21 protein-coding genes are annotated in these 26,482 nt (G+C 71.3%); 16 read left to right on the forward strand and 5 right to left on the reverse strand.

Annotated elements, in window-relative coordinates:
• Positions 1-157: 157 nt before the first annotated feature.
• A complete protein-coding gene (locus tag AB0G52_RS34780) occupies positions 158-1,012 on the forward strand; it encodes a GNAT family N-acetyltransferase (protein ID WP_361342187.1) in 855 nt (284 codons plus the stop codon).
• A 97-nt stretch (positions 1,013-1,109) separates the two neighbouring features.
• Positions 1,110-1,886 (forward strand): GNAT family N-acetyltransferase, encoded by a 777-nt coding sequence (locus tag AB0G52_RS34785; protein WP_361342190.1) that lies wholly within the window; start codon positions 1,110-1,112, stop codon positions 1,884-1,886.
• Positions 1,887-1,941: 55 nt separating this feature from the next.
• Here AB0G52_RS34785 and AB0G52_RS34790 read toward each other — a convergent pair whose 3' ends face one another.
• Entirely contained in the window at positions 1,942-2,205 is a 264-nt protein-coding gene (locus AB0G52_RS34790) for a GlsB/YeaQ/YmgE family stress response membrane protein (RefSeq protein ID WP_132887654.1), read from the reverse strand.
• 217 nt (positions 2,206-2,422) lie between these two features.
• Here AB0G52_RS34790 and AB0G52_RS34795 point away from each other — a divergent pair, with 217 nt between their 5' ends.
• On the forward strand, positions 2,423-3,856 hold the full coding sequence (locus AB0G52_RS34795) for a hydrolase (RefSeq protein WP_361342193.1): 1,434 nt from the start codon (positions 2,423-2,425) through the stop codon (positions 3,854-3,856).
• Here AB0G52_RS34795 and AB0G52_RS34800 read toward each other — a convergent pair.
• Positions 3,843-6,614, reverse strand: coding sequence for an exo-beta-D-glucosaminidase (locus tag AB0G52_RS34800; protein WP_361342196.1), 2,772 nt, complete (start codon positions 6,612-6,614; stop codon positions 3,843-3,845). The two genes, AB0G52_RS34795 and AB0G52_RS34800, sit on opposite strands and share 14 nt — an antisense overlap.
• A gap of 112 nt (positions 6,615-6,726) precedes the next feature.
• Positions 6,727-7,911, reverse strand: coding sequence for an ROK family protein (locus tag AB0G52_RS34805; RefSeq protein WP_132894103.1), 1,185 nt, complete (start codon positions 7,909-7,911; stop codon positions 6,727-6,729).
• A 119-nt stretch (positions 7,912-8,030) separates the two neighbouring features.
• Here AB0G52_RS34805 and AB0G52_RS34810 point away from each other — a divergent pair, with 119 nt between their 5' ends.
• Both AB0G52_RS34810 and AB0G52_RS34815 read left to right on the forward strand, forming a co-directional pair.
• Positions 8,031-9,509 carry an APC family permease gene (locus AB0G52_RS34810; RefSeq protein ID WP_361342199.1) on the forward strand — a complete coding sequence of 493 codons (1,479 nt, stop codon included), beginning with the start codon at positions 8,031-8,033 and terminating at the stop codon, positions 9,507-9,509.
• A 63-nt stretch (positions 9,510-9,572) separates the two neighbouring features.
• The gene (locus AB0G52_RS34815) at positions 9,573-10,124 is read left to right on the forward strand and encodes a GNAT family N-acetyltransferase (RefSeq protein WP_361342202.1); all 552 of its coding nucleotides are present in this window, start codon (positions 9,573-9,575) and stop codon (positions 10,122-10,124) included.
• Positions 10,125-10,195: 71 nt separating this feature from the next.
• Here AB0G52_RS34815 and AB0G52_RS34820 read toward each other — a convergent pair whose 3' ends face one another.
• Positions 10,196-10,636, reverse strand: a complete 441-nt coding sequence (locus AB0G52_RS34820) for an SPW repeat protein (RefSeq protein WP_132894097.1) — start codon at positions 10,634-10,636, stop codon at positions 10,196-10,198.
• Between the two features lie 243 nt (positions 10,637-10,879).
• Between AB0G52_RS34820 and AB0G52_RS34825 the strand changes: the two genes are divergently transcribed.
• The 5 genes from AB0G52_RS34825 (at position 10,880) to AB0G52_RS34845 (ending at position 15,369) form a co-directional block, all read left to right on the forward strand.
• Positions 10,880-11,047: a hypothetical protein gene (locus AB0G52_RS34825; RefSeq protein ID WP_165939556.1), complete on the forward strand. Its 168-nt coding sequence runs from the start codon at positions 10,880-10,882 to the stop codon at positions 11,045-11,047.
• A 225-nt stretch (positions 11,048-11,272) separates the two neighbouring features.
• Positions 11,273-12,358, forward strand: coding sequence for an S-(hydroxymethyl)mycothiol dehydrogenase (locus AB0G52_RS34830; protein ID WP_361342206.1), 1,086 nt, complete (start codon positions 11,273-11,275; stop codon positions 12,356-12,358).
• A 305-nt stretch (positions 12,359-12,663) separates the two neighbouring features.
• The gene (locus AB0G52_RS34835) at positions 12,664-13,026 is read left to right on the forward strand and encodes a bifunctional 3-phenylpropionate/cinnamic acid dioxygenase ferredoxin subunit (protein WP_132894094.1); all 363 of its coding nucleotides are present in this window, start codon (positions 12,664-12,666) and stop codon (positions 13,024-13,026) included.
• A complete protein-coding gene (locus AB0G52_RS34840) occupies positions 13,023-14,186 on the forward strand; it encodes an FAD-dependent oxidoreductase (protein ID WP_361342209.1) in 1,164 nt (387 codons plus the stop codon). The genes AB0G52_RS34835 and AB0G52_RS34840 overlap by 4 nt, the downstream gene beginning before the upstream one ends.
• Before the next feature lie 52 nt (positions 14,187-14,238).
• Positions 14,239-15,369 carry an aromatic ring-hydroxylating dioxygenase subunit alpha gene (locus AB0G52_RS34845; RefSeq protein ID WP_132894090.1) on the forward strand — a complete coding sequence of 377 codons (1,131 nt, stop codon included), beginning with the start codon at positions 14,239-14,241 and terminating at the stop codon, positions 15,367-15,369.
• Positions 15,370-15,428: 59 nt separating this feature from the next.
• On the opposite strand, the gene AB0G52_RS34850 is transcribed toward AB0G52_RS34845, so the two are convergent.
• Complete coding sequence (locus AB0G52_RS34850; protein ID WP_132894088.1) at positions 15,429-16,226, reverse strand: IclR family transcriptional regulator; 798 nt, start codon at positions 16,224-16,226, stop codon at positions 15,429-15,431.
• 150 nt (positions 16,227-16,376) lie between these two features.
• On the opposite strand from AB0G52_RS34850, the gene betA reads away from it, so the two are divergent.
• The 6 genes from betA to AB0G52_RS34880 all read left to right on the forward strand — a co-directional run bounded on the left by betA (position 16,377) and on the right by AB0G52_RS34880 (position 26,436).
• Positions 16,377-18,047 (forward strand): choline dehydrogenase, encoded by a 1,671-nt coding sequence (gene betA, locus AB0G52_RS34855; protein WP_361342214.1) that lies wholly within the window; start codon positions 16,377-16,379, stop codon positions 18,045-18,047.
• Positions 18,048-18,213: 166 nt separating this feature from the next.
• The gene (locus AB0G52_RS34860) at positions 18,214-19,683 is read left to right on the forward strand and encodes an aldehyde dehydrogenase family protein (protein ID WP_361342217.1); all 1,470 of its coding nucleotides are present in this window, start codon (positions 18,214-18,216) and stop codon (positions 19,681-19,683) included.
• 19 nt (positions 19,684-19,702) lie between these two features.
• Positions 19,703-20,794: a glycine betaine/L-proline ABC transporter ATP-binding protein gene (locus AB0G52_RS34865; RefSeq protein WP_132894082.1), complete on the forward strand. Its 1,092-nt coding sequence runs from the start codon at positions 19,703-19,705 to the stop codon at positions 20,792-20,794.
• Positions 20,794-22,770, forward strand: a complete 1,977-nt coding sequence (locus AB0G52_RS34870; protein ID WP_361342220.1) for an ABC transporter permease subunit — start codon at positions 20,794-20,796, stop codon at positions 22,768-22,770. The genes AB0G52_RS34865 and AB0G52_RS34870 overlap by 1 nt, the downstream gene beginning before the upstream one ends.
• 13 nt (positions 22,771-22,783) lie before the next feature.
• Positions 22,784-23,749 (forward strand): ABC transporter substrate-binding protein, encoded by a 966-nt coding sequence (locus tag AB0G52_RS34875; RefSeq protein WP_132894078.1) that lies wholly within the window; start codon positions 22,784-22,786, stop codon positions 23,747-23,749.
• Between the two features lie 221 nt (positions 23,750-23,970).
• Complete coding sequence (locus tag AB0G52_RS34880) at positions 23,971-26,436, forward strand: FAD-dependent oxidoreductase (RefSeq protein ID WP_361342224.1); 2,466 nt, start codon at positions 23,971-23,973, stop codon at positions 26,434-26,436.
• The last annotated feature ends 46 nt before the right edge of the window (positions 26,437-26,482 follow it).

Here is a 26,482-nt window from a genome sequence, read left to right on the forward strand (position 1 = left end):
CCGCCCGGAACCGGGCGGCCCGCGGACCGGGACGGGAGGCGGCACGTCAACGGCTTGATCCCGTCGTGGCACGGTGCCCTGCGATCGGGAAGGATGCTGCGGGCGCGCGGCGCAGGTCGCCGCGCGATCGGACCCCGTCGCGGAATGGAGCGCATCGATGACCTCTCCGGCCCCCCAGGACCTCGTCGTCACCCGGGCCACGCCCGACGACTGGCCGGTGGTCGTCGGCTGGGCGGCGGACGAGGGCTGGAACCCGGGACTGTCGGACACCGCCGCCTTCTTCGCCCAGGACCCGGACGGATTCTTCATCGGCCGGGTCGACGGCGAACCGGTCTCGGCCATCTCCGTCGTCAACCACGGTGCCGACTACGCCTTCCTCGGCTGGTACCTGGTCCGCCCCGACCTGCGCGGCAAGGGCCACGGCCTCACCACCTGGAAGACCGCACTCGCCCACGCCGGCAACCGCACCGTCGGCCTGGACGGCGTGGTGGCCCAGCAGGACAACTACCGCCAGTCCGGCTTCGAACTCGCCCACCGCACCACCCGGTTCGTCGGAGAGGCTCCCGCCGCCGAGACCCCGGCCGGCGTCCGGCCCGTCCGCGCCGCCGACCTGGCCGCCATCACGGCGTACGACAGCGTCTGCTGCCCGGCCGACCGGCCGCGCTTCGTGGCCGCCTGGCTGACCGCCCCCGGGCACAGGGCCCTCGTCCGCCACGACGGCGACCGCCTCAGCGGTTACGGCGTGCTCCGCCCGGGCCGCGACACCCTGCGCATCGGTCCCCTCTTCGCCGACACCGCCGAGGACGCCCGCGCCCTGTTCACCGCCCTCACCGCCGAGGCCGCCGGCAGCCAGGTCGCCATCGACGTACCCGAGACCAGCACGGCGGGCGTCGCCCTCGCCGAAGCGGCCGGCTTCGCCCCCTCGTTCGAGACCGCCCGCATGTACACCGGCCCGGTCCGCGACCACGCCCGCGAGCGGGTCTTCGGGGTCACGACGCTCGAACTGGGCTGACCGCCGGTCGCTGGGCCGACCGCCGGCCCCGGGCACCCACCCGCTGGTCGTGGGAAAAGGCGTTGCCGCCGTCGCGACCGGATGGTGGAGTGCTCGGATGGATCAGCGAACCGTGCTCGCTCTGTACGACCGTGACATGCGGCAGGGCGCCCGGCCCGACGGGCCCGGCGCCCGGGTGGAGCACGTGGGCGGGGTGGTCCGGCAGGTGGCGGACGCCGAAGGATGGAACGGTGTCCTCTGGACGGACCTGGACGAGACGACCGCGGATCGTGCGATCGCCGAGCAGGTCGACTTCTTCGCCGCCCAGGGGCGGGAGTTCGAGTGGAAGGTCTACGGCCACGACCTGCCGTCGGACCTTGGTGACCGGCTGGCCGCGGCCGGGTTCAGGCCTGAGCCGCAGGAGACGCTGATGGTCGGCGAGGTCGCCCGGCTGAGCCTCGACGCCGGGCTGCCGGACGGCGTACGCGTGGTACCCGCCACGGACCGGGCGGACATCGAACTGGTGGTGGCCGTGCACGAGAAGGCCTTCGGCACCGACGGTTCGCGGCTGCGGCACCTGCTGCTGGCGCGCCTCGCCGAGCAGCCGGACAGCATGGTCGCGCTGGTCGCCCTGGCCGGGGACGAGCCGGTCAGCGCCGCCCGGGTCGAGCTGGTGCCCGGGGCGAGGTTCGCCGGTCTGTGGGGCGGCGGCACGGTCGAGGAGTGGCGCGGACGCGGTGTGTACCGCGCCCTCGTCGCCCACCGGGCCCGGGTCGCCGCCGCGCACGGTTGCCGCTATCTCCAGGTGGACGCGCTGCCCACGAGTCGGCCGATCCTCGAACGGCTGGGCTTCCACACCCTGACCACGACCACGCCGTACCTCTCGCCGCAGTAGGCACGGCAGGCGACCGGAGGCGGCTGGTCGGCCGACCGCCGCCGCGCCCGTCAGGTCACCGGCGGGCCTTCGCCCGGTCCAGCGCCGCCACGCCCACCGCGGCCAGCGCGATCTGGATGAACCACTCGATCCAGTCGGGACCCTTGGTGTCGGCCACGCCGAAGCCCGCGGCGATCGCCGACCCCAGCAGCGCCGCCACGATGCCGACGACGATGGTCCACAGGATGCCGATGTGCTGGCGGCCGGGGACGACCAGGCGTCCCAGCACACCGATGATGATTCCGATGACGATGGCACTGATGATGCCCGAGATCTCCATGTCCGCCCCTCTTCGTGGGTACTTCGCTGCACTCAAATCTGCCCGCTGAAGTCGCGGGCAGTCCCGCCGGGTTGGTGCGGCGGTCTGCTGTTCACCACGCGGACATGCCATGTACCTTTCAATGAGTCGACGCGTGTAGAAATCTCGACCGGGTTCTACGCGCGCAGAGTTGGCGCCCGCACTGCCTCTTCCCCACCCCTTCACGGAGGTTCGCCGGATGCTTGGATCCAGCAGATCCCGCCACAGACTCACCACCGCCCTGGCCGGGCTCGGGCTGCTCGTCACCGGAGCCGCTCTCCAGGTCGGCACCGGGGCCCCCGCCCACGCGGCCACCACCTACCGCGTCCTGTTCGACGACGGCCACGCCGAGGAGGCCGGCAACGCGGACTGGATCATCTCCACCAGCAAGCCCGACCCGCTCGCCGAGGACTCCTCCCCGTCCTCGGAGACCGACTGGACCGGCGCCCTGTCCTCCTGGGGCGTGGCCCTCCAGAAGACCGGCGGGTACAGCCTGAAGACCGCCACCAGCGCCCTGACCTACGGCGGTTCCTCGGCCACCGACCTCTCGAAGTTCGACGCGCTGGTACTGCCCGAGCCCAACACCAGGTTCACGGCCGCCGAGAAGACCGCGATCATGAACTTCGTGAAGAACGGCGGCGGTCTTTTCATGATCTCCGACCACACCGGCGCCGACCGCAACAACGACGGCTACGACGCGGTCCAGATCCTCAACGACCTGATGACGAACAACAGCGTCGACTCGACCGACCCGTTCGGCTTCTCCATCGACTCGCTCAACATCAGCTCGGGCTACCCGGCCGCGATCAGCGACAGCGGCGACCCGGTGCTGCACGGCTCCTTCGGCACGGTCACCAAGAGCCTGATCGCCAACGGCACCACCGCCACCCTCAAGCCCTCCGACAACGCGAACGTCAAGGGCCTGGTGTACCGCAGCGGTTACTCCGGCAACACCGGCGCGTTCTTCCTCACCAGCACCTTCGGCAGCGGCCGGGTCGCCTTCTGGGGCGACAGCTCACCGATCGACGACGGCACCGGCCAGTCCGGCAACACGCTGTACGACGGCTGGAACGACTCCGGCGCCACCAACGCGGCGCTCGCCCTGAACGCCACCGCCTGGCTCGCCGGAGGGAGCGGCGGCAGCGGCGGTGGTGGCGGAGGCGGCGGTGGTGGTGGCACCTGCACCTCCGCCCAGCTCCTCGGCAACCCCGGCTTCGAGTCCGGCAACACCACCTGGACCGCCGGCAGCGGGGTCATCACCAACTCCAGCGGTGAGGCGGCCCGCACCGGCTCCTACAAGGCCTGGCTCGACGGCTACGGTTCCGCCCACACCGACAGCCTGTCCCAGTCGGTGACCATTCCGTCCGGCTGCTCCGCGACGCTCAGCTTCTACCTGCACGTGGACACCGCGGAGACCACCACGAGCACGGCCTACGACAAGCTGACGGTCACGGCCGGATCGACCACCCTGGCCACGTACTCCAACCTCGACGCGGCCTCCGGATACGTCCTCAAGAGCTTCGACGTCTCCTCCCTGGCCGGCACCACGGCCACCGTCAAGTTCACCGGTGTCGAGGGCTCGACCCTCCAGACGTCCTTCGTCATCGACGACACCGCGCTCAACGTGAGCTGAGCGAGGCGGACGGTTCCGGCGCGCCCGCCGGGACCGTCCGCTCCTCCGCGTTCCAGCCGGAGACCCGCACCCGGGGGGCCGAGCCGTGCAGATCGGCGGTCCGGTAGCCGGCCGTCAGGGTCGCCGACTCGCCCGGCCACAGGGTGACCTCGTTGTCCGACCACCGGACGGGCAGCACGGGCCTGCCGTTCGCGTCGACCAGATGGACGTCCGTCAGCAGGGACGGGGTGCTGCCCGTGCCCGTGTTGCGGATCGTGACCGTGGTGGTGGACGTGCCGTCCGCCTCGGTCGTCGACGCCGTCGCCGTGACCGGCACCTGGGCCATCGAGGACAGCCCCGTCAGGTCTGCGTGGCTCGTCGTCGGCGTGTGCCACCAGTCGGTCTTCGTCCAGTCGAGGGTGTCGGCCTTGGTGGAGAGCCAGTAGACGTTGCGGCTGACCTCCTTGCCGCTCGCGTCCGTGAGGACCAGCCGCGCCAGATAGGTGGAGGACAGTCCGCTCACCGACTGCGGCAGGGCGAACGCGGTGCTGTGCGCGCCGTCGCCCTGGACCGTGACACCGGTGACGGTCCGGTCGTACTTCTGGGTCCCGTCCGGATCGAACAGGGTCGCCCGTGCGGTGAGGCCCGACGCCGACGCGTGCCGGTTGTTCACCACGACCACCGAGCGGTCGTCGTAGGAGTACTGCACGTGCAGGGGTTCGTTGGCCTTCTTCGCGCCGAAGTAGGCGCCGCCCTGGTCGAGATAACGGTCCATCAGCTGCCAGTGCAGGGACGTCCAGCCGCTGTTGAACATCCAGTAGATCACGCCGGTCGACGGCTTGGAGGCGTCGGTCTGGTTGCGCTCGTAGGCCTCGTACTGGGCGCGGACGTTCTCGTACTGGGCGAGCTGGGCCTTGCGCACGTAGTCGGCGAGGCTCTTCGGAGCGCCGTAGCGGCCGGTGAGGGCCGTGTCGTAGACCTTCAGGGTGCCGAAGGTCGCGGACGGCGAGCGGTGGTACTGCTTGGCGTCCGGGTTCTTCCAGAGGGTGTCGAGTTCGGCCGGGGTCATCATGCGGCGCAGGGTGTCCAGGGTCGGGATGTCCGGGCCGGCGCTGGTCTCGGAGTTGAAGCCGGTGGCGCCGCCCTCCCGCTTGGCGTACCAGTAGGACGGCGGGACCCAGTCGTAGGGGCCGGTCATCTTCATGCCCGAACTGCCCAGCTGCGGCGTGGATCGGTCGGAGGCGGCGGGGACCACCGGGACGGGCCAGTCGGCGGCGCCCAGGGCGTCCAGATAGTTCTTCTCGATCTTCGCGTCGGGCGCGGCGTCGCTGCCGATCAGGAAGGAGATCACGCTCGGGTGGTCACGCAGCCGGGCGGCCTCGGCGGCCATCGAGGCCTGGGCGACCCCGTAGTCGGCTGCCGTCCACTTCTCGCCGCTCTCGCCGGGGTTGGTCTGCCCCTCCCACTTGTCGCAGCACTCCCAGCCGGGCAGGGTGAGGACGCCGAGGCGGTCGGCGAGGTCGAAGAACTCGTCGGGCTCGATGTGGCCTTCCAGCCGGATGGCGTTGAGGCCCAGGTCGAGGGCGTACCTGAGGCGGTCCTCGGTGTAGGTGCCGTCCCAGCGCAGGAACTCGTCCGGTGACCAGCCGCCGCCCTTGATCAGCAGCCGGCGGCCGTTGACCGAGTACTGGCGGGCGCCGTCGGAGTTCAGCGGGGCCCGCACGTCCCGGATGCCGAAGGTCTCGTGGGCGGTGTCCGAGGCCGTGCCGGCGACGGAGGCGGTGAGAGCCAGGTCGTACAGCGGCTGGCCGCCCATTCCCGCGGGCCACCACACCTTGGGGGAGGCCAGGTGCAGTTCCGGGGTGTCGGCCGGGGTGAAGGTGACGGTTCTGGTCTCGTGCGCGGCGAGCGTGACCGACCTGGTGAGGGCCACACCGGCGACCGTGCCGGAGACCTCGGCGGTGACCGGAGCGTCCGAGTCGTTGCGGGCCTGCGCCTTCACCGTCAGGTCGGCCGTCGCGAGGGACGGCACCGCCAGTTTCGTCACCACGTGGGCGTCGCGCAGCGCGACCGGGCCGCCGCGCCGGACCAGCACGTCACGGACGATGCCCATGTTCTGGTCGGGCGGCGGCTGGAGCCAGTCGAGCCAGCCCATGGTGAGGTTCTTGTTCGGGTCGTTGGGCTGGACGCGGAAGGCGACCGTGTTCGTGCCCGCCGTCACCAGGGAGGTGACGTCCAGTTCGTGGCGGGTGTAGGCGCCGGTGACCTCGTCGGTCGTGGCGACCCGGTGGCCGTTGACGTACACGTCGGCCGCCGAGATCACCCCGCTGAAGTCCAGATAGGTGCGGTGCGAGGGGTCCGTCACCGTGAAGTCGCTGCGGAACCACCAGGGGACCTGGAAGGGCGCCTTGGGGATCTTCTGGAGACGGGTGGAGACGAACGGGTCGTCGTAGACGCCGTCGGCGAGCAGTGCGGCCAGGACCGTGGAGCGCGGGCCCGCCGGGTACCAGCCCGTCGCCGGGTAGCCGGGGGAGGAGACCGCCGCCGCGGAGTCGCCCACCTCGGCCGTCGACCGGATCGCGTAGCCGGACAGCGGGGTCTCCAATCCGGCGGCGGACGGCACCCGGGTGATCCGCGGGTGGCCGTACGTGGGGGAGTGGTCGGTGGCACCGGCCGGGTTCCTGGCGTCGGCCCACGCGCTCGTGTTGAGTGAGCAGAGCAGACCCAGGGCCACGGCGGCGGTGGCGAGGCGGTGTCCGGGGGCGGGGCGAGGGAACACGGCGGTCTCCAGGCTCGTAAAGTTAGGAAACTTTACTAACTCGGCTCAAGCTAGGGTCCCGAGGAGGGGGTGTCAATCATCGGCGCCGCCGCGCGCGTTGCCGCCGTCGGATTCAGGACGCCGCCGACCGGCGCTCGAAGACCAGGTCACGAGCGGTGTCCAGCGCGGTGGCCACGGCCCCGAGCAGCACCGCGTCCTCGCCGAGCCGGCCGGGCGCGAGCTTCGGGCGCAGCGGGGTGAGCGCGCGCAGGTGCTCGCGCACGGGACGCAGCAGCAGGTCGACGCTGTGGCCGACGCCGCCGCCCAGCACCACCAGGTCGGGATCGAGCACGGCCGCGGCCGCCGCCACCGTGTGCGCGATCCGCTCGCCTTCGAGCCGTACCGCCCGCACGGCGGCCGGGTCGCCCTGCCGTGCCGCGTCGAACACCAGCTTCGCGGTGAGCTGCCCGCTCATCCCGAACCGCCGCGCCGCGCCGACCACGGCCTCCCCCGACACCGCGTCCTCCAGCCGCTCCGGCTCGGGCTGCCCCGGCCAGGGCAGGAACCCTATCTCCCCGGCGAGCCCGTGCGCCCCGGTGAACAGCCGTCCCTCGCTGACCACCCCCATGCCCAGGCCGGTGCCGATCATGATGTACGCGAACAGCCGGCTGCCCGCCCCGACGCCGTACGTGTACTCGCCGAGCGCCGCCAGATTGGCGTCGTTGTGCACCTCCAGCGGGACGCCCAGTTCCTCGCGCATCCGGTCGAACAGCCCCGCGCGGCCCCACCCGGGCAGATGCATCGCGTACCGCACCCGCCGCTGCCGCTCGTCGTACACGCCCGGGGTGCCCACCACGCCGTGCACCACTTCGGCCGGGTCGACCTCCGAGTCGGCCACGGCCCGCCGTGCCGTGGTGACCAGCAGGTCGGCCATGGCGGCCGAGCCGCGGGCCCGGTTGCGCACGTCCGAGCGGGCGACCAGGGTGCCGTCGAGGTCGGCGACCGCCACCCGCAGCCAGCCCCGGCCCACGTCGACACCGAGGACGTACCCCGCCGCCGGGTCGGGCGCGTACAGCACGGCGGTGCGGCCCCGCTCCGGGGCGTGGGTGCCGACCTCGCGGACCAGGCCCGCCCCGGCGAGCGCGGCCAGGGCGCTGGACACGGTCGGCTTCGACAGGCCGGTCTCGCGGGCGAGTTGGGCGCGGGAGGCGGACCCGAGCGCGCGCAGCCGGGCCAGCAGCAGCCGCTCGTTGGTGCTGCGCAGTCGCTGCCGGCTCCAGGGCTGGTCCTGCTGCTCTACGACGTCACGGGCGGCCATCGCATCATTCTCACCGATTCCCGGCGCATACTTGACGCATCTAGTAAGGCTCCTTAACTTTATCGGCCATCCCGCCTCCCCGGCCGACGTTCCCTCCTCCTCGCCTCAGGAGCCCCGCCATGTCCGGTAGTCCCGGCCGTCCCGCCAGTCCCGACGACCTCCGCAGCGCACCACCCGAAGGCGGCTTCGTGCGCCGCGTGGGTCTGTTCCAGGCCACCGCCATCAACATGAGCCAGATGTGCGGCATCGGTCCGTTCGTGACCATCCCGCTCATGGTCACCGCGTTCGGCGGCCCGCAGGCCGTGATCGGCTTCGTCGCGGGCGCGCTGCTCGCGCTCTGCGACGGCCTGGTCTGGGCCGAGCTGGGCGCCGCGATGCCCGGCTCCGGCGGCAGCTACGTCTATCTGCGCCAGGCCTTCCAGTACCGCACCGGACGCCTCGTGCCGTTCCTGTTCGTCTGGACGGCGATGCTCTTCATCCCGCTGATCATGTCCACCGGCGTGGTCGGCTTCGTCCAGTACCTGGGGTACCTCGCCCCTGGCCTGGGGCAGACCTCGGGCGACCTGATCGGGCTCGGTGTCATCGCCCTGGTGGTGCTCCTGCTCTGGCGGGGCATCGAGCACATCGCCCGGATCACGGCCGTGATGTGGACGGTGATGATCGCCTCGGTGCTGCTGGTGATCGTCGCCGCGGCCTCCGACTTCAGCACGCACCTGGCGTTCACCTACCCGGCGCACGCCTTCGACCTGACGAGCGACCACTTCTGGCTCGGCTTCGCCGCGGGCCTGACCATCGGCATCTACGACTACCTCGGCTACAACACCACCGCCTACATGGGCGCCGAGATCAAGGACCCCGGCCGGGTCCTGCCGCGCTCCATCCTCTTCTCGATCCTCGGCATCATGGCGATCTACCTGCTGCTCCAGATCGGCACCCTCGGCGTCATCGACTGGCACCGCATGACGAACCCGGCCGACATCGCGTCGACCTCCGTGGCCTCGGCGGTCCTGGAGAAGACCTGGGGCAAGGGGGCCGCCGACACCGTGACCGTGCTGATCCTGGTCACGGCCTTCGCCTCGGTCTTCACCGGCCTGCTCGGCGGCTCCCGGGTGCCCTACGACGCGGCCCGCGACCGCGTCTTCTTCCGGCCCTACGAGAAGCTGCACCCCAGGCACCGCTTCCCGATGCTGGGCCTCGCGACCATGGGCGTGATCACCGCGGTCGGCTTCCTGATCGGCCGCCACACCGACCTCGCCACGCTGATCCAGCTGCTCACCACGGTGATGGTGATCGTCCAGGCGCTGGCGCAGATCGTGGCGCTCACGGTACTGCGCCGCAGGCAGCCGGCCCTGAAGCGGCCGTACCGCATGTGGCTCTACCCCGTGCCCGGCGTCATCGCCTTCGTCGGCTGGTGCGTGATCTACGGCTACGCCGACAAGAACTCCCCGGGTCGCCACCCCATCGAGTGGTCCCTGGCGTGGCTCGCCCTCGGCTGTGTGGCGTTCGTGCTGTGGGCGCGCTTCGAGAAGGTGTGGCCGTTCGGACCGCGGGAGGTGAGCGAGGAGTACCTGACACCCGAGGAACCGGCCGTGGTGTAGTCTCCGTCGTAAGACGTCAGCCTCGCCCTGCGGTAGCAACTCCCGCCGGGTGAGGCTTTTTTCATGTCTGACACCGAGAACACCGAGAGGGCGGAGCTCGTCGTCCGCGAGGCCCGCACCGAGGACCGCCCCGTCGTCGAGCGGCTCTGGCTGATGTTCCGCCACGACCTGTCCGAGTTCCGCGGGATCCTGCCCTGTCCCGACGGCACCTTCCGCAGCGAGCGGGTCGAGGACGCCTTCGCCGCGCCCGGCTGGGCGCCCTATCTGTTCGTCCTGGGCGGCCACCCCGTCGGCTTCGCGTTCGTCCGGGGAACCGACGCGCCCCTGCGGGTGCTCAACAGCTTCTTCGTGGCGCGTGGCGTGCGCCGGTCGGGTGTCGGGTCGCGTGCCGTCCGGGAGGTCCTCGCCCGGCACCCGGGCCGCTGGGAGATCGCGTTCCAGTACGAGAACCCCGGCGCGGTCGCCTTCTGGCGCCGGGTCGCGGCCGAGGCCGCGGGCGACGCCTGGACGGAGGAGACCCGCCCGGTGCCGGGCCGCCCGGAGCTGCCGCCGGACGTGTGGATCTCCTTCGACGCGCGGGCCCGGACGGAGGTCATGGGTACGTCACCGGCGTAGCCCGGGTGACGGGGCCGGTCCGAAGCGCCGGGCCGGCCCCGTGTCCTCCCTTCAGGAGGCGCTCGGTGTGCCTAGGTCATGGGCGTTCGCCTGGCCGTCGTCACGGCGCACAGCAGTCCGAGGCAGAGGGCGAGCCCGCCGATGACGACGTTGTTGATGATGACGCCCGCGTCCGGGCCGCTGCCGACGATCCAGGGCGCGATGATCATCCAGACGCCCATGGCGCACATGGCCCAGCTGAGGCCGTACATGCGTTCCGGAGCCCGGGTGAAGCCGAGGGCCAGCAGGCCTATCGCTATGCCCATGATCAGGTTGTGGGTCATGAGCGCGGGCTGACTGGCCGCGTAGTGGACGATCCACGGGGACGCCGCGCAGTACAGACCGAGCAGGAACACCGGTCCGTCCACGAGCGCCACATCACGGCCGCCGAGCATGCGGGCGTAGCGTTCCCGCATTTCGGAGACATCGGGGTGGCTGGTTATGTCACTTCTGCCGTGCGAGACGTTGGCCATGACTCGTCTCCTTTGACTTGCAGGCCTGACCGCGTCCGGTGCATGCGGTATGCGCCGCCTAGGAGCATTCTGCTCTTATTTCTTCCTTATGTGTAGCTCTGGGAATGATGTGCGGCCGACGGCCCGCTCCGGCAGGTGTGCCCGCACGGAGGTGAACGGTGTCCGGCGTTTCGGGCATGTCCGCGTTGATGCGGGGCAGCCGAACGGTACGGCGGACAACGACTCAGGAGGTGACGGGCCGTCATGGGCGCGATGGTTCTGGAGCGGTTTCCCGCGGGGTCTCCCCGGGGTTCGTGGCCGGCCGAGGAGTACGCGGCGAAGCGCCGGGCGGAGGGCGAACCGGCGACGGTGGTGATGGACCTGAGGACGGACGCGTTCCTGGTGGTGGTCCGCGACCCGGACGAGGACTGACCCGCTCGGCTGCACCCGGCACGACTGCCGCCGGGTCACCGGCACGGCCGCCATGGCCGGCCCGGTGACCCGGCGGCAGTCGTGCTTGGATCCGTGGGTCGCGACGGATTCTTGACCGGTGCCTCGGGCTCCGCGATGCTGTGTTGCGAACCGCGAGATACGTGCCGTGATAGGCAACACGCGTTCCGGTGGCGTCTCGCCAGCTCAGTGAGCCGAGGAGTGGCCATGTCCCAGCAGGTCCGTGGTGTCGTCGCGCGGGGCAAGGGCGCCCCTGTCAGCCTGGAGACCGTCGTCGTGCCCGATCCGGGTCCGGGGGAGGCGCTGGTCAGGGTCGAGGCGTGCGGCGTCTGTCATACCGACCTGCACTACCGGGAGGGCGGGATCGGCGACGACTTCCCCTTCCTGCTGGGACACGAGGCCGCGGGGGTCGTGGAGGCGGTCGGCGACGGCGTCACCGACGTCGCGCCCGGTGACTTCGTCATCCTCAACTGGCGTGCCGTGTGCGGCCGGTGCCGGGCCTGTCGGCGCGGGCGGCCGTGGTACTGCTTCGACACCCACAACGCGCAGCAGAAGATGACGCTCGCCGACGGCACCGAACTGGCGCCCGCCCTCGGGATCGGTGCCTTCGCCGAGAAGACCCTGGTGGCGGCAGGACAGTGCACCAAGGTCGACCGCGCCGCCTCCCCGGCCGTCGCCGGCCTGCTGGGCTGCGGGGTGATGGCGGGCATCGGCGCCGCCCTCAACACCGGTGGCGTCGGGCGCGGGGACAGCGTCGCGGTGATCGGCTGCGGTGGCGTGGGCGCGGCGGCGGTGCTCGGCTCGCACCTGGCCGGCGCGTCGCGGGTGATCGCGGTGGACGTCGACGACCGCAAGCTGGAGACGGCGCGGGGACTCGGCGCGACCCACACGGTCAACTCCAAGGAGGCCGACGCGGTCGCGGCGGTGCGTGAACTGACCGGCGGCTTCGGCGCGGACGTCGTGATCGAGGCGGTGGGCCGGCCGGAGACCTACCAGCAGGCCTTCTACGCCCGCGACCTGGCCGGAACCGTGGTGCTCGTGGGTGTCCCCACTCCGGAGATGAAGCTGGAGCTGCCCCTGCTGGACGTCTTCGGCCGGGGCGGGGCGCTGAAGTCGTCCTGGTACGGCGACTGCCTGCCCTCCCGTGACTTCCCCATGCTCATCGACCTGTACCTCCAGGGCCGTCTCGACCTGGACGCCTTCGTCACCGAGACCATCGCCCTGGACGAGGTGGAGAAGGCCTTCGAGCGCATGCACCACGGCGACGTCCTGCGCTCGGTGGTTCTCCTGTGACGGACGACGGCGGCTGACCGCTCCCGTCACAACACAGCACCCCACAGCACCCCACGGCGCGGCACAGCACGGCCCCGCCTCGGTGACGGCCCCCTCGGACGGCACCGGGCGGGGCCGTCGCCGTCTCCGAAGGCGCCTTCGTCTGCCCAGCTCAGACGGGTTTTCCGGGTGCTTCGGCGAGCCCTGGGCAAGGTGCCGGCGGCCCGCGGGGACCGGCGCGTGAACTCCTTGACAACGCTTCGGAGCCGCCCCCACACTGGCGTTGCGCTCATCGCAATCCGTTTCGCTATACGCACCGAGGTGTCATGATGATTCCCGCGTGCCGTCTCGAGGATCTGCCGCGAGGCGAGGCCCACCGGCTCGACATCGACCCGCCCGTGTCGGTGTTCCACACCGATGACGGCGAGCTCTTCGCCATCGACGACACCTGCACCCACCAGGACGCCTCGCTCGCCGACGGCTGGCTGGAGGGCTGCGAGGTGGAATGCCCCCTGCACGCCTCGACGTTCGACCTGCGCACCGGTGCCGTCGACGCGCCCCCGGCCAGACGCCCGGTCCGCACCCACGAGATCGTGGTCGAGGACGGAATGATCCACGTCCGGCTGTCCACCGACGCGCCCAACCTGCCGCCCTGCGTCAGCGCCCGCCTGGCCGGAGGAGCCGCGTGAGGACCGTGGCCGTGGTCGGCGCCTCGCTGGCCGGACTGTCGGCCGCGCGCTCGCTGCGGCAACGGGGGTACGACGGCCGGCTGGTCGTGATCGGCGACGAACCCCACCGTCCTTACGACCGGCCGCCGTTGTCCAAGGAGTTCCTGGCCGGCACCGTCAGCGAGGCGGACCTGGCGCTGGAGCGGGACGACGAGGACCTGCGCGCCGAGTGGCTGCTCGGGGCCCGCGCCACCGGCCTGGACCGCAGCACCCGGACGATCGGGCTCGCCGACGGCCGGGAGGTCCGCGCCGACGGCGTGGTCGTCGCGACCGGCGCGAGCGCCCGCACCCTGCCGGGCACCGACGGCCTCGCCGGGGTTCATGCGCTGCGCACCCTCGACGACGCCCGCGCGCTGCGCGCCGACCTCGCCCGGGGCGGCCGTCTCGTGGTGATCGGCGGCGGCTTCGTCGGCGCCGAGGTCGCCTCCACCGCGTACGCCCTCGGCCTCGACGTCACCGTGGTCGAGGCGGCGCCGACCCCGCTGGCCGGACCGCTCGGCCCGGCCATGGGCGCGGTCGTCTCCGCCCTGCACGCGGACCACGGTGTGCGGCTGCTGTGCGGGGTGGGCGTCAAAGGGCTCGGCGGCGAGCACCGGGTGGAGTCCGTCCTGTTGGCGGACGGGCGCAGCGTGCCCGCCGACACCGTCGTCGTGGGAGTCGGCGCCCGCCCCTGCGTCGACTGGCTCGAAGGCTCCGGCGTCACGCTCGACAACGGCGTGAAGTGCGGCGCCGACGGGCGCACCAGCGTGGCCGGGGTGGTCGCGGTCGGCGACTGCGCCAACTGGTACGACCCGGGCACCGGCGGCCACCGCAGGGTCGAGCACTGGACCGGCGCACTCGAACGGCCGGCCGCCGCCGTCGCCGCGCTGCTCACCCACGGCGCGACGGAACCGGGGATGCCGAGGCCCCCGTACTTCTGGTCCGACCAGTACGGCGTGAAGATCCAGTTCGTCGGGCACGCCGCTGGAGCCGACAGCGTGACGGTCGAGGAGGGCTCCACCGACGACCGCAGCTTCCTCGCCGTCTACCGGCGGGCGGGCCGCCCGGTCGCCGTGCTCGGCATGAACCAGCCGCGGCTCTTCACCCGCGCCCGCAAGCAGTTCGGCACCGCCGCGTCCTGACCCGGCGACCGCGCCACCCCATCGATCCGCGACGTTCTCCGAGGAGTGCACCGTGACCTCGACCAGCCTGCCGGACAGCCTGATCGCCACCCTCCCCGGTTCCGCCTACACGGATCCCGGGATCTTCGCCCAGGAGCAGGAGCGCATCTTCGAGACGATGTGGTTCTGCGTCGCCCGCGCCGCGGACCTGCCGAAGCCCGGCGCCTTCCGCACCGTCGACGTGGGCCGCGAGTCCATCCTCGTCACCCGGGCCAGGGACCGGTCGGTCCGCGCCTGGTTCAACGTCTGCCGGCACCGCGGGGCCCGCGTCTGCACCGAGGAGTCCGGCGAGGTCAGGCGCGCCTTCCAGTGCCCGTACCACGCCTGGACCTACGACCTGGACGGCAAACTGGTCGCGGCCCCCAACCTCACCAAGATGCCCGACGTCGGCCGTACCGAGTACGGCCTGGTCCCGGTCGCGGTGCGGGAATGGCTCGGCTACGTGTGGGTGTGCCTCGCGGAGGACCCGCCCGCCTTCGAGGAGGACGTGATCGGGGCCGTCGTCGAGCGCCTCGGCGACGTCGCGTCGATCGAGCGCTACGACATCGACAACCTGTCGGTGGGCCGGCGGATCGTCTACGACGTGCGGGCCAACTGGAAGCTCATCATCGAGAACTTCATGGAGTGCTACCACTGCGCCACCATCCACCCCGAACTCACCGAGGTGCTGCCCGAGTTCGCCGACGGCTACGCGGCGCAGTACTACGTGGGCCACGGCGCCGAGTTCGGCACGGACGTCCAGGGGTTCACCGTGGACGGCTCCGAGGGACTCGACCGCATCCCCGGCGTCTCCGCGGACCAGGACCGGCGCTACTACGCGATCACCGTCAAACCGCAGGTGTTCATCAACCTGGTGCCCGACCACGTGATCTTCCACCGGATGTACCCGGTCGCGGTCGACCGGACGGTCGTGGAGTGCGACTGGCTCTATCTCCCGCACGTCGTGACGAGCGGCAAGGACGTCAGCCGGTCGGTGGAGCTCTTCGACCGGGTCAACCGCCAGGACTTCGACGCCTGCGAACGGACCCAGCCCGGGATGGGCTCACGGCTGTACGCCAAGGGAGGCGTGCTGGTCCCCAGCGAGCACCACATCGGTGCGTTCCACGACTGGGTGCGCGAGCGGCTCGGCACGGCGCCCCGGTGACGCCCGCGGCCCGCGCGAGGAGCTGAACGCGGGCCCCGCGGCGGTCGTCCTGCGGGCGCTCAGCCCAGGTACCCCATGCGGTGGCTGATCTCCTCCGCGCCCTTGACCAGCACCGGAGCCAGCTCGTGCATCCGCTCCTCGGTGAACCGGTAGGACGGCCCGGAGGCGCTGATGGACGCGATGACCCGGCCCTCACGGTCCCGGATCGGCGCGGCCATGGCGTGCAGCCCGATCTCCAGCTCCTCCAGCGTCCAGGCGTAACCGCGCTCCCGGGCCTCGGCGAGGTTCTTCTCCAGCTTCGCCTTCGAGGAGATGGTGTGCGGGGTCACCTTCTTCAGCCCGGCCTCCGAGACCAGCGCGGCCCGCTCCTTGGCGGGCAGGTGGGCCAGCATGATCTTGCCGCTGGAGGTGGCGTGCAGCGGGGTGAGCTGGCCGACCCAGTTGTGCGCGCTGACCGCGGCCGTACCCCGCACCTGGTACAGGTTGATCGCGTACTGCTCCTGCATCACCGCGAGGTTGACCGTCTCGCCGATCTCCTCGGCCAGCCGCTCACACACCTGCCGCCCCTGCTGGGTGACGTCGATACGGCCCGTGACGGCCCCTGCCAGGCGTACGATGCCGAAGCCGAGCGCGTACTTGCCGCGCTCGCCCGCCTGCTCCACCAGACCGCGCGCCTCCAGGGCGCCGAGCAGACGGAACGCGGTCGACTTGTGAACATCGATCTCGGCCGCCACCTCGCTCACGCCCGCCTCGCCGCGCTGAGCCAGGATCTCCAGGACGCTGATGGCGCGGTCCACGGACTGCACGCCCCCAGAGGACGAGCCGTTCGTTTCGGTATCCGGACTGTAGTTGCTCATGGCGAAACTATACGCGCAGTAAACAACGCGCTCCAAGTAACGCGATGTGAACAAAGATCTTACAAGTTGCGTTGTTCGCAACCTGGTGCGTATAGCGCTACCCGTACTAGCATGCCGCGCACATCGACGGCGCGAGCGAGACGAGGCACCATGGCTCCCTTGCAGTACGACTTCGTCATCGTCGGCGGCGGCTCGGCCGGCAGCGCGCTGGCCAACCGGCTCTCGGCCGACCCCGGCAACCGGGTGCTCGTCCTGGAGGCGGGCCGTCCCGACTACCCGTGGGACGTGTTCATCCACATGCCCGCCGCGCTGACCTACCCCATCGGCAGCCGCTTCTACGACTGGAAGTACGAGTCCGAGCCCGAGCCCCACATGGGCGGCCGCCGGATCTACCACGCCCGCGGCAAGGTGCTGGGCGGCTCCAGCAGCATCAACGGCATGATCTTCCAGCGCGGCAACCCCATGGACTACGAGCGCTGGGCCGCCGACCCCGGCATGGAGACCTGGGACTACGCCCACTGCCTGCCGTACTTCCGCCGGATGGAGAACTGCCTGGCCGCCGATCCGGACGACGAGTTCCGCGGCCACGACGGCCCGCTGGTGCTGGAGCGCGGCCCGGCCACCAACCCGCTCTTCACCGCCTTCCTGAAGGCCACCGAGGAGGCGGGGTACGCGCCCACCGACGACGTCAACGGCTACCGGCAGGAGGGCTTCGCCAAGTTCGACCGCAACGTCCACCGCGGCCGGCGCCTGTCGGCCTCCAAGGCGTACCTCAAGCCCGCCAGGAAGCGCCCCAACCTCACCGTGCGGACCCGCGCCCTGGTCACCCGCGTCCTCTTCGAGGGCAAGAAGGCCGTCGGTGTCGAGTACCGGCGCGGCAGAGGCCCCCTCCAGCAGGTCCACGCCAGGGAGGTGGTCCTCTGCGGCGGCGCGATCAACTCCCCGCAGCTGCTCCAGCTCTCCGGCGTCGGCAACGCGAAGGAGCTGCGCGCCCTCGGCATCGACGTGGTGCACGACCTGCCGGGCGTCGGCGAGAACCTCCAGGACCACCTGGAGGTGTACATCCAGTACGCCTGCAAGCAGCCCGTCTCCGTCCAGCCGTACCTGGCGAAGTGGCGCGCCCCCCTCATCGGCCTGCAGTGGCTCTTCCGCAAGGGGCCGGCCGCCACCAACCACTTCGAGGCCGGCGGCTTCTGCCGCAGCAACGACGACGTGGACTACCCCAACCTGATGTTCCACTTCCTGCCCGTCGCGGTCCGCTACGACGGCTCGGTGCCGGCCGGCGGTCACGGCTACCAGGTCCACGTCGGCCCCATGTACTCCGACGCGCTCGGCTCGGTGAAGATCAGGAGCAGGGACCCGCGCGACCACCCGGCGCTGCGCTTCAACTACCTCTCCACCGAGCAGGACCGCCGCGAGTGGGTCGAGGCGGTCCGGGTCGCCCGCCACCTCCTCAACCAGCCCGCCCTCGCCCCCTACAACGGCGGCGAGATCTCACCCGGCCCGTCCGTGGCGACCGACGAGGAGATCCTCGCCTGGGTCGCCGAGGACGGCGAGACGGCGCTGCACCCGTCCTGCACGTGCAAGATGGGCACCGACGAGATGTCCGTCGTCGACCCGACGAGCATGCGGGTGCACGGCGTGGACGGACTGCGCGTGGTGGACGCCTCGGTGATGCCCTACGTCACCAACGGCAACATCTACGCCCCGGTGATGATGATCGCCGAGAAGGCGGCCGACCTGATCCTCGGCAAGGAGCCCCTCGCGCCGTCGAAGGCCGCGTACTACCGGTATCGCGACGCCCAGAAGCAGGCCGGGTAGCCGCTGGGGGGCCGCCGTGCGGCCGTGCGGCGGCGTGCCCTTTTCGCGGCCGAATCGGGATACGCGGACCCCTTGACGTTCGTCAGCCTGTTCGGCCAGGGTGTTCCACCACAAGCAATCCAATGCGCAATACGCAACGCGAAGTTCGGGCTCGAAGGGCGCGGCCGTGGCAGATCTGTACGTGGACGGTGAATGGCGCGACGCGGTGGCCGGTGGCCGCCGGGAGATCCGCTGCCCGGCGGACGGCACCCTCGTCGCCACGGTCCCGGAGGCCACCCGCCCCGACACCGAGGCCGCGATCACCGCCGCCCGGCGCGCTTTCGACGAGGGACCCTGGCCGCGCACCGCCGAGCGGGAACGCGGCGCCCTGCTGCTGCGCACCGCGGGCGTCATCGAGCGCGACGCGAAGGAGTTCGCCCGCGCCGAGTCGCTGGACACCGGCAAGCGCCTGGTGGAGAGCGAGTACGACATCGCCGACGTCGTCTCCTGCTTCCGCTACTACGGCGGCATCGCCGGGACGGACGCCGGCCGGGTGGTCGACACCGGCCGCGACGACGCGCTCAGCCGGGTCACCTACGAACCCGTCGGCGTCTGCGCACTGATCACCCCCTGGAACTACCCGCTGCTGCAGGCCTCCTGGAAGGTCGCCCCGGCCCTGCTCGCGGGCAACACGATCGTCCTCAAGCCGAGCGAGCTCACCCCCTCCACCTCGATCCTGCTGATGAAGGCACTGGCGGAGGCGGGCCTGCCGGCCGGCGCCGCCAACCTCGTCCTGGGCGCCGGGCCCGAAGCCGGTGCACCGCTGGCCGAACACCCCGGCGTCGACATGGTGTCCTTCACCGGCGGACTGGACACCGGCCGGCACCTCATGGCCACCGCGGCCGCCACCGTGAAGAAGGTCGCCCTCGAACTCGGCGGCAAGAACCCCAACGTGGTCTTCGCCGACGCCGACTTCGACACCGCCGTGGACTTCGCGCTCACCGCCGTCTTCCTGCACTCCGGGCAGGTCTGCTCGGCCGGCGCCCGGCTGATCGTCGAGGACGCGATCCACGACGCCTTCGTCGACGAGGTCGTGCGCCGGGCCCGGCTGATCCGCCTCGGCGGCCCCTTCGACCCCGAGGCCGAGACCGGGGCGCTGATCTCCGCACAGCACCTGGCGAAGGTCGAGGCGTACGTGGCCGCCGGTCTCGCCGAGGGCGCCGTGCTGCGCTGCGGGGGCGCCCGGCCCGACGACCCCGCGCTCGCGGGCGGGCACTACTACCCGCCCACCGTCCTCGACGAGTGCCGGCAGGACATGCGGGTGGTGCACGAGGAGTCCTTCGGGCCGGTGCTCACGGTCGAGCGTTTCCACGACGAGGACGACGCCGTCCGCATCGCCAACGACACGGAGTACGGCCTCGCCGGAGCCGTCTGGACCCAGGACGCCGGCAAGGCCCAGCGGGTCGCCCGGCGACTGCGCCACGGCACCGTGTGGATCAACGACTACCACCCCTACGTGCCGCAGGCGGAATGGGGTGGGTTCGGGCATTCGGGCGTGGGCCGGGAGCTGGGACCGACCGGCCTGGACGAGTACCGGGAGCCCAAGCACGTCTGGCAGAACATCCAACCCCGGCCGCAGCACTGGTTCCGCGGCTGACGCCGAAAAGAGGCCGATCATGACCCCAGCCCAGACCGAGGTGTCGCAGCGGCGCGGCACGTCCCAGGACCCCCGTGACCGCACCCCGGTCATCTCCGTGCGCCGGCTGTGGAAGGTGTTCGGTCCGAAGGCCGACGAGGTCCCGGGCTCCGAGGAGTTGTGCGGCCTCACCCGCCGCGAGCTCATGGACCGCACCGGCTGCACCGCCGCCGTCCGGGACGTGAACTTCGAGGTGTCGAACGGCGAGGTCTTCGTCGTGATGGGCCTGTCCGGGTCCGGCAAGTCCACCCTCGTGCGATGTCTGACCCGGCTGATCGAACCCACCGCGGGCGAGGTCGTCTTCGAGGGCGAGGACATCCGGGGCGCCGACGCCCGGCGCCTGCGCGAGCTGCGGCGCAGCAAGTTCTCCATGGTCTTCCAGCACTTCGGTCTGCTGCCGCACCGCAAGGTCGTGGACAACGTGGCCTTCGGGCTGGAGATCCGGGGCATGAGCAGGGCCGAGCGGATGAAGCGGGCCATGGAGACGGTCGAACTCGTGGGCCTGGCGGGTTACGAGAACTCCTACCCCGACCAGCTCTCCGGCGGCATGCAGCAGCGCGTCGGCCTCGCCCGCGCCCTGGCCGGCGACCCGGACGTGCTCTTCTTCGACGAGCCGTTCTCCGCGCTCGACCCGCTCATCCGCCGTGACATGCAGAGCGAGGTCATCCGCCTGCACCACGAGGTCGGCAAGACCATGGTGTTCATCACTCACGACCTCGCCGAGGCCCTCAAGCTGGGCGACCGCATCCTGATCATGCGGGACGGCAAGATGGTCCAGTGCGGCACCGGTGACGAACTGGTGGGCGCACCCGCCGACGACTACGTACGGGACTTCGTGAAGGACGTGCCGCGCGGTGACGTCCTCACCCTGCGCTGGATCATGCGGCCCGCCGAACCCGGCGACGCCCTGGACGGCCCCGAGCTGGGACCGGACGTCGTGGTGCGCGAGGCCACCCGGGCGGTGCTCGCCGCCGAGAAGCCGGTCAAGGTCGTCGAGCACGGCAAGCTGCTCGGCATCGTCGGCGACGAGGAGATCCTGTCCGTCGTCGCCGGGCCGGACGGGGACGCCTGATGGCCGCCGTCGCCGACGCGGCCGCACCGGTCGCCCCGACACGGCAGCGGGTCAGCCGTCCCCTGATGGTGGCGGCGATCCTCGTGGTGTGGCTGCTGCTCTTCGCCGTGTTCCGCGGGCGGCAGACGCTGACCCTGGCCGCCGCCGACCTCACCGGTCTGCACCGCCGGCTCAACGACGTCAACGACAGCATCGGCGCCCACCGCAACTCCAACCCGGTCTTCCTCTACTTCTTCAACGAGATCCGCCTCGCCATCGACAACCTGGTCACCTTCGTCCAGTCGCTGATCTCCCAGCCCACCGGCTCCCGCCCGGTCCCGCAGATCGGCTGGCTCGGCGTGGTCGGACTCGCCGGCTACGCCTCCTGGGCCGTCGGGAACTGGCGGGTCGCGCTGCTGGCCGTGGCCGGGTTCACCTTCTTCGGGCTGCAGGGCCTGTGGCAGGAGAGCATGGACACCCTGGCGCTGACCCTGTCCGCGGTCCTCGTCGCCCTGCTCATCGGCATCCCGCTGGGCGTCTGGGCCGGGCTCTCCGACCGGTTCAACCGGATCATGACCCCGTTCCTGGACTTCATGCAGACGATGCCGACCTTCGTCTACCTCGCCCCGCTGACCCTGATCTTCCTCATCGGCGGGGCGTCCGCCGTGATCACCACCGTGATCTACGCGGCACCGCCCGCCATCCGCATCACCGCGCACGCCATCCGCTCCGTCCCCGAGACCACCGTCGAGGCGGCCGACTCGCTCGGCACCACCCGCACCCAGCAACTGGTGAAGGTGCTGCTGCCGATGTCGAAGCGCACCGTGGTGATGGGCGTCAACCAGACCATCATGGCCGCCCTGGCCATGGTGACCATCGCGGCCCTGATCGACGCACCGGGCCTCGGCAAGACCGTCGTCCAGGCCCTGCAGTCCCTCGACGTCGGCACCGCGTTCAACGCCGGGCTCGCGATCGTCGTCATGGCGATCGTGCTGGACCGGGTCACCACGGCCGCCGCGGCCCGCACCGAGGCCCGCCGCACCGGCGGCGACCGCTTCCTCAGGTGGCGCCGCCCGCTGCTGGGGGCGGGCGCCGTCGCGGCCCTCGTCCTGGTCTACCTCTCCCACACCTACGTCTGGGCGGCCGAGTTCCCCGGTGACGGCGCCGTCGGCAGCCACATCGCGAGCGCCGCCGACACGACGACCGGCTGGCTCCAGGACCATGTCTCGGGCCTGACCAACGCGCTGCGCGACGCCCTCACCAACGGGCTGCTCAACCCCTTCCAGACGCTGCTCACCGACTCCCCGTGGTGGCTGGTCGGCGCCGTCCTCGTCGCGCTCGGGGCGCTGCTCGGCGGCCGCTGGGCAGCGCTGACGGCCGCGGTGTGCGTGGGACTGCTGGTCGGCACGGGGCTGTGGTCGGACAGCATGACCACGCTCGCCTCGACCGCCGTGGCCACCGTCCTGGTGATGCTGCTCGGCGCGGTCTTCGGCGTGTGGATGGGCCGCAGCGCCCTGGTCGACCGGCTGATCCGGCCCACCCTGGACGCCGCCCAGGTCATGCCGCCGTTCGTCTACCTGGTGCCGTTCCTGGCGCTCTTCGGCGCCACCCGCTTCACGGCGATCGTCGCGGCCGTCGTGTACGCGGCGCCGGTCGCCATCAAGATCATCGCGGACGGCGTGCGGAACGTCCCGGAGTCCACCGTGGAGGCGGCCACCTCGGCCGGGTGCGACACCTGGCAGATCATCACCAAGGTCCAGCTGCCGATGGCACGCGGCGCCCTGACCCTCGCGACCAACCAGGGCCTCATCTACGTGCTGTCGATGGTGGTGGTGGGCGGCCTGGTGGGGGCGGGCGCCCTCGGCTACGACGTCGTGGCCGGTTTCTCGCAGGGGGAGCTGTACGGCAAGGGGCTGGCCGCGGGGCTCGCCATCGTACTGCTCGGAGTCATGTTCGACCGGATCACTCAGGCTGCGGCACGACGCACCCGGGCATAAGGAGCACTACACCATGGCACAACACTGGCGAGCCGGCGCGGCCGGCCTGGCCGTCCTCGGCCTCACCCTCACGGCCTGCGGCGGCGCGAAGGTCGGCGACAGCAGCTCGGCCGGCTCGACGTCGTCGGGCGGCAAGTGCGGCACCTTCAACCTGGCCGTCAACCCCTGGGTCGGCTACGAGGCGGACGCGGCGGTCGTCGCCTACGTCGCGCAGCACGACCTCGGCTGCACCGTCAACAAGAAGGACCTCAAGGAGGAGATCGCCTGGCAGGGCTTCGGGACCGGTGAGGTGGACGCGGTCCTGGAGAACTGGGGCCACGACGACCTGAAGAAGAAGTACATCACCGGGCAGAAGACGGCCGTCGAGGCCGGCTCCACCGGCAACAAGGGCATCATCGGCTGGTACGTCCCGCCGTGGCTGGCCAAGGCGCACCCCGACATCACCGACTGGAAGAACCTGAACAAGTACGCCGCGAACTTCAAGACGTCCGAGTCGGGCGGCAAGGGCCAGCTGCTCGACGGCGACCCGTCCTACGTGACCAATGACGCCGCCCTGGTGACGAACCTGAAGCTGGACTTCAAGGTGGTGTACGCGGGCAGCGAGACCGCGCTCATCCAGGCCTACCGGACGGCCGAGAAGAACAAGCAGTGGCTGATCGGCTACTTCTACGAACCGCAGTGGTTCCTGTCCGAGGTGCCGCTGGTGAAGGTGAACCTGCCGAAGTACACGACGGGTTGCGACGCCGACGCGGCGAAGGTGGCCTGCGACTACCCCGTCTACGACCTGGACAAGATCGTCAGCGCGGGCTTCGCCAAGTCGGGCAGTCCCGCCTACCGGCTCGTGAAGAACTTCCACTGGACCAACGACGACCAGAACACCGTGGCCAAGTACATCGCCGTGGACAAGCTGTCGGACGACGCGGCGGCGAAGAAGTGGGTCGACGCCAACCCCGACAAGGTCAAGGCCTGGCTGAAGTAGCCCGGGTCGCCGACGAGCTGCTCCAGGACGCCCGGCGGGCGGTGCGCGACTGTGTGCGCCGCCCGCCGGGCGCTGCCCTTTTCCGGGCCGCCGTCACGGCCGTTCCCGGACGTCACCGCCCCCTTGACACCCCTCCTCGGCGACGGGCACATTGAGTTGCGCAGCCTGAATCATGTTGCGTAAAGAGCAACTGCACCGGTCTCAAGTTCGGAGGTTGGGCGATGGCGGGACCCCGAGTGGTCATCATCGGAGCGGGCGTCGTGGGGGCCGCCCTCGCGGACGAGATCTCCGCACGCGGCTGGACCGAGGTGACCGTGGTCGACCAGGGCCCCCTGCCGGCGACCGGGGGTTCCTCCTCGCACGCGCCGGGCCTGGTCTTCCAGACGAACCCCTCGAAGACGATGACGGAACTGGCGCGCTACACCGTCGAGAAGTTCTGCTCCCTCGACGTCGACGGCGAGCCCTGCTTCCTCCAGGTCGGCGGCCTCGAAGTGGCCACCAGCCCCGAGCGCCTCGCCGAACTCCACCGCCGGCACGGCTGGATCACCGCCTGGGGCGTCGAGGCCCGTCTGCTCGACCCGGACGAGTGCGTGGCGCACCACCCGCTGGTCGACCGCGACCGCGTCCTCGGCGGCCTCCTCGTCCCCACCGACGGCCTCGCCAAGGCCGTCCTCGCCGTGGAGGCCCAGATCCGCCGGGCCACCGGACGCGGCGTGCGCTTCCTCGAACGGCACGAGGTCCTCGACGTACGGCAGAGCGAAGGCGCCGTCACCGCGGTGGTGACCGACCAGGGGGAGATCCCCGCCGACGTCGTCGTCTGCTGCGCCGGCATCTGGGGCCCGCGGATCGCCCGCATGGTCGGCATGAACCTGCCGCTCACGCCGCTCGCCCACCAGCTCGCCTGGACCGGCCCGGTCCCCGCCCTGGCCGGCCAGACCGAGGAGGCCGTCCGCCCCATCCTGCGCCACCAGGACGCCGACCTCTACTACCGCGACCGCTTCGACGGCATCGGCATCGGCTCCTACGGCCACCGCCCCATGCCGATCTCCGCCGACGACATCCTCTCCGTCGACGAGGCCGACCGGATGCCCTCCGTCCTGAAGTTCACCGAGGACGACTTCGCGGACGCCTGGACCGAGACGCAGTCCCTGCTGCCCGCCACCCGCGAGGCCAAGGTCGAGGAGGGCATCAACGGCCTGTTCTCCTTCACCACCGACGGCTACCCGCTGCTCGGCGAGTCCCCGGACGTCAGGGGCTTCTGGGTCGCCGAGGCCGTCTGGGTCACCCACTCCGCGGGCGTCGGACGCGCGGTCGCCGAATGGCTGGTCGACGGTCACTGCTCCTCGTTCGACCTGCACGAGTGCGACGTCAACCGCTTCGAGCCGCACCAACTGGCCCCCGAGTACGTCCTGGCCCGCAGCTGCCAGAACTTCGCCGAGGTGTACGACATCCTCCATCCTCTCCAGCCGAGCGGAAAGCCGCGCCCGATCCGCACCAGCCCCTTCCACGCCCGCCAGCAGGAACACGGCGCGTTCTTCCTGGAGGCGAACGGCTGGGAGCGCCCCCAGTGGTACGAGGCGAACGCGCCGCTCCTCGACGGCCGGGAGATCCCCACCCCGAACGACTGGGCCGCCCGCTACTGGTCGCCGATCGTCGGCGCCGAGGCTCAGGTCACCCGCGAGACCGTCGCGATGTACGACATGACGGCCCTCAAACGCCTGGAGGTCACCGGTCCGGGTGCCGCCGACTTCCTGGAGGGCCTGGTCACCGGCAAGGTCGCCAAGTCCGTCGGCTCGGTCACGTACACCCTGCTGCTCGACCACGACGGCCGCATCCGCAGCGACATCACCGTGGCCCGCCTCGGCCGCGACCACTTCCAGGTCGGCGCCAACGGCAACCTCGACCTCGACTGGTTCACCCGCCACCTCGCCGGCCGGGGGCACCTCCCAGCGGTAGCCGGGGGAGGCCGGGTCCAGGTCCGTGACATCACCCCCGGCACCTGCTGCATCGGCCTGTGGGGCCCGCTCGCCCGCGAGGTCCTCCAGCCCCTCACCGACGAGGACTTCTCGGGCGACGGCCTCAAGTACTTCCGCGCCAAGCGCGCCTACATCGGCTCGGTACCGGTCACCGCGATGCGCCTGTCCTACGTCGGTGAACTCGGCTGGGAGCTGTACACCACCGCCGACCAGGGACAGAAACTCTGGGACACCCTGTGGGCCGCGGCCCGGCCGCTCGGCGGGGTCATCGCCGGGCGCGGCGCCTTCAACAGCCTCCGCCTGGAGAAGGGTTACCGCTCCTTCGGCACCGACATGACCTTCGAGCACGACCCCTACGAGGCCGGCGTCGGGTTCGCCGTCCGGCTGGACAAGGGCGACTTCGTCGGCAAGGCCGCGCTGGAGCGCCGCGCGGCGGACGTCCGCCGGAAGCTGACCTGCCTCACCGTCGACGACCCGCGGGCCGTGGTCATGGGCAAGGAGCCGGTCTACGACGGGGATCGCGCCGTCGGCCACGTCACCAGCGCCGCCTACGGCTACACGGTCGGCAAGGGGATCGCCTACGCGTGGCTGCCCGCGGAGCTGGCGGTACCCGGAACGGCGGTGCGGATCGGGTACTTCGACCAGCGGGTGACGGCGGTGGTGGCGGAGGAGCCGTTGTTCGACCCGGCGATGTCCCGGCTCCGGGGCTGAGCAAGGAACCGCGCGCAGGCGCGCGCGGACAACCGGGGTGCCGGAG

The sequence above is a fragment of the Streptomyces sp. NPDC021562 genome (genome assembly GCF_040640875.1).
Taxonomy (GTDB): Bacteria; Actinomycetota; Actinomycetes; order Streptomycetales; family Streptomycetaceae; genus Streptomyces.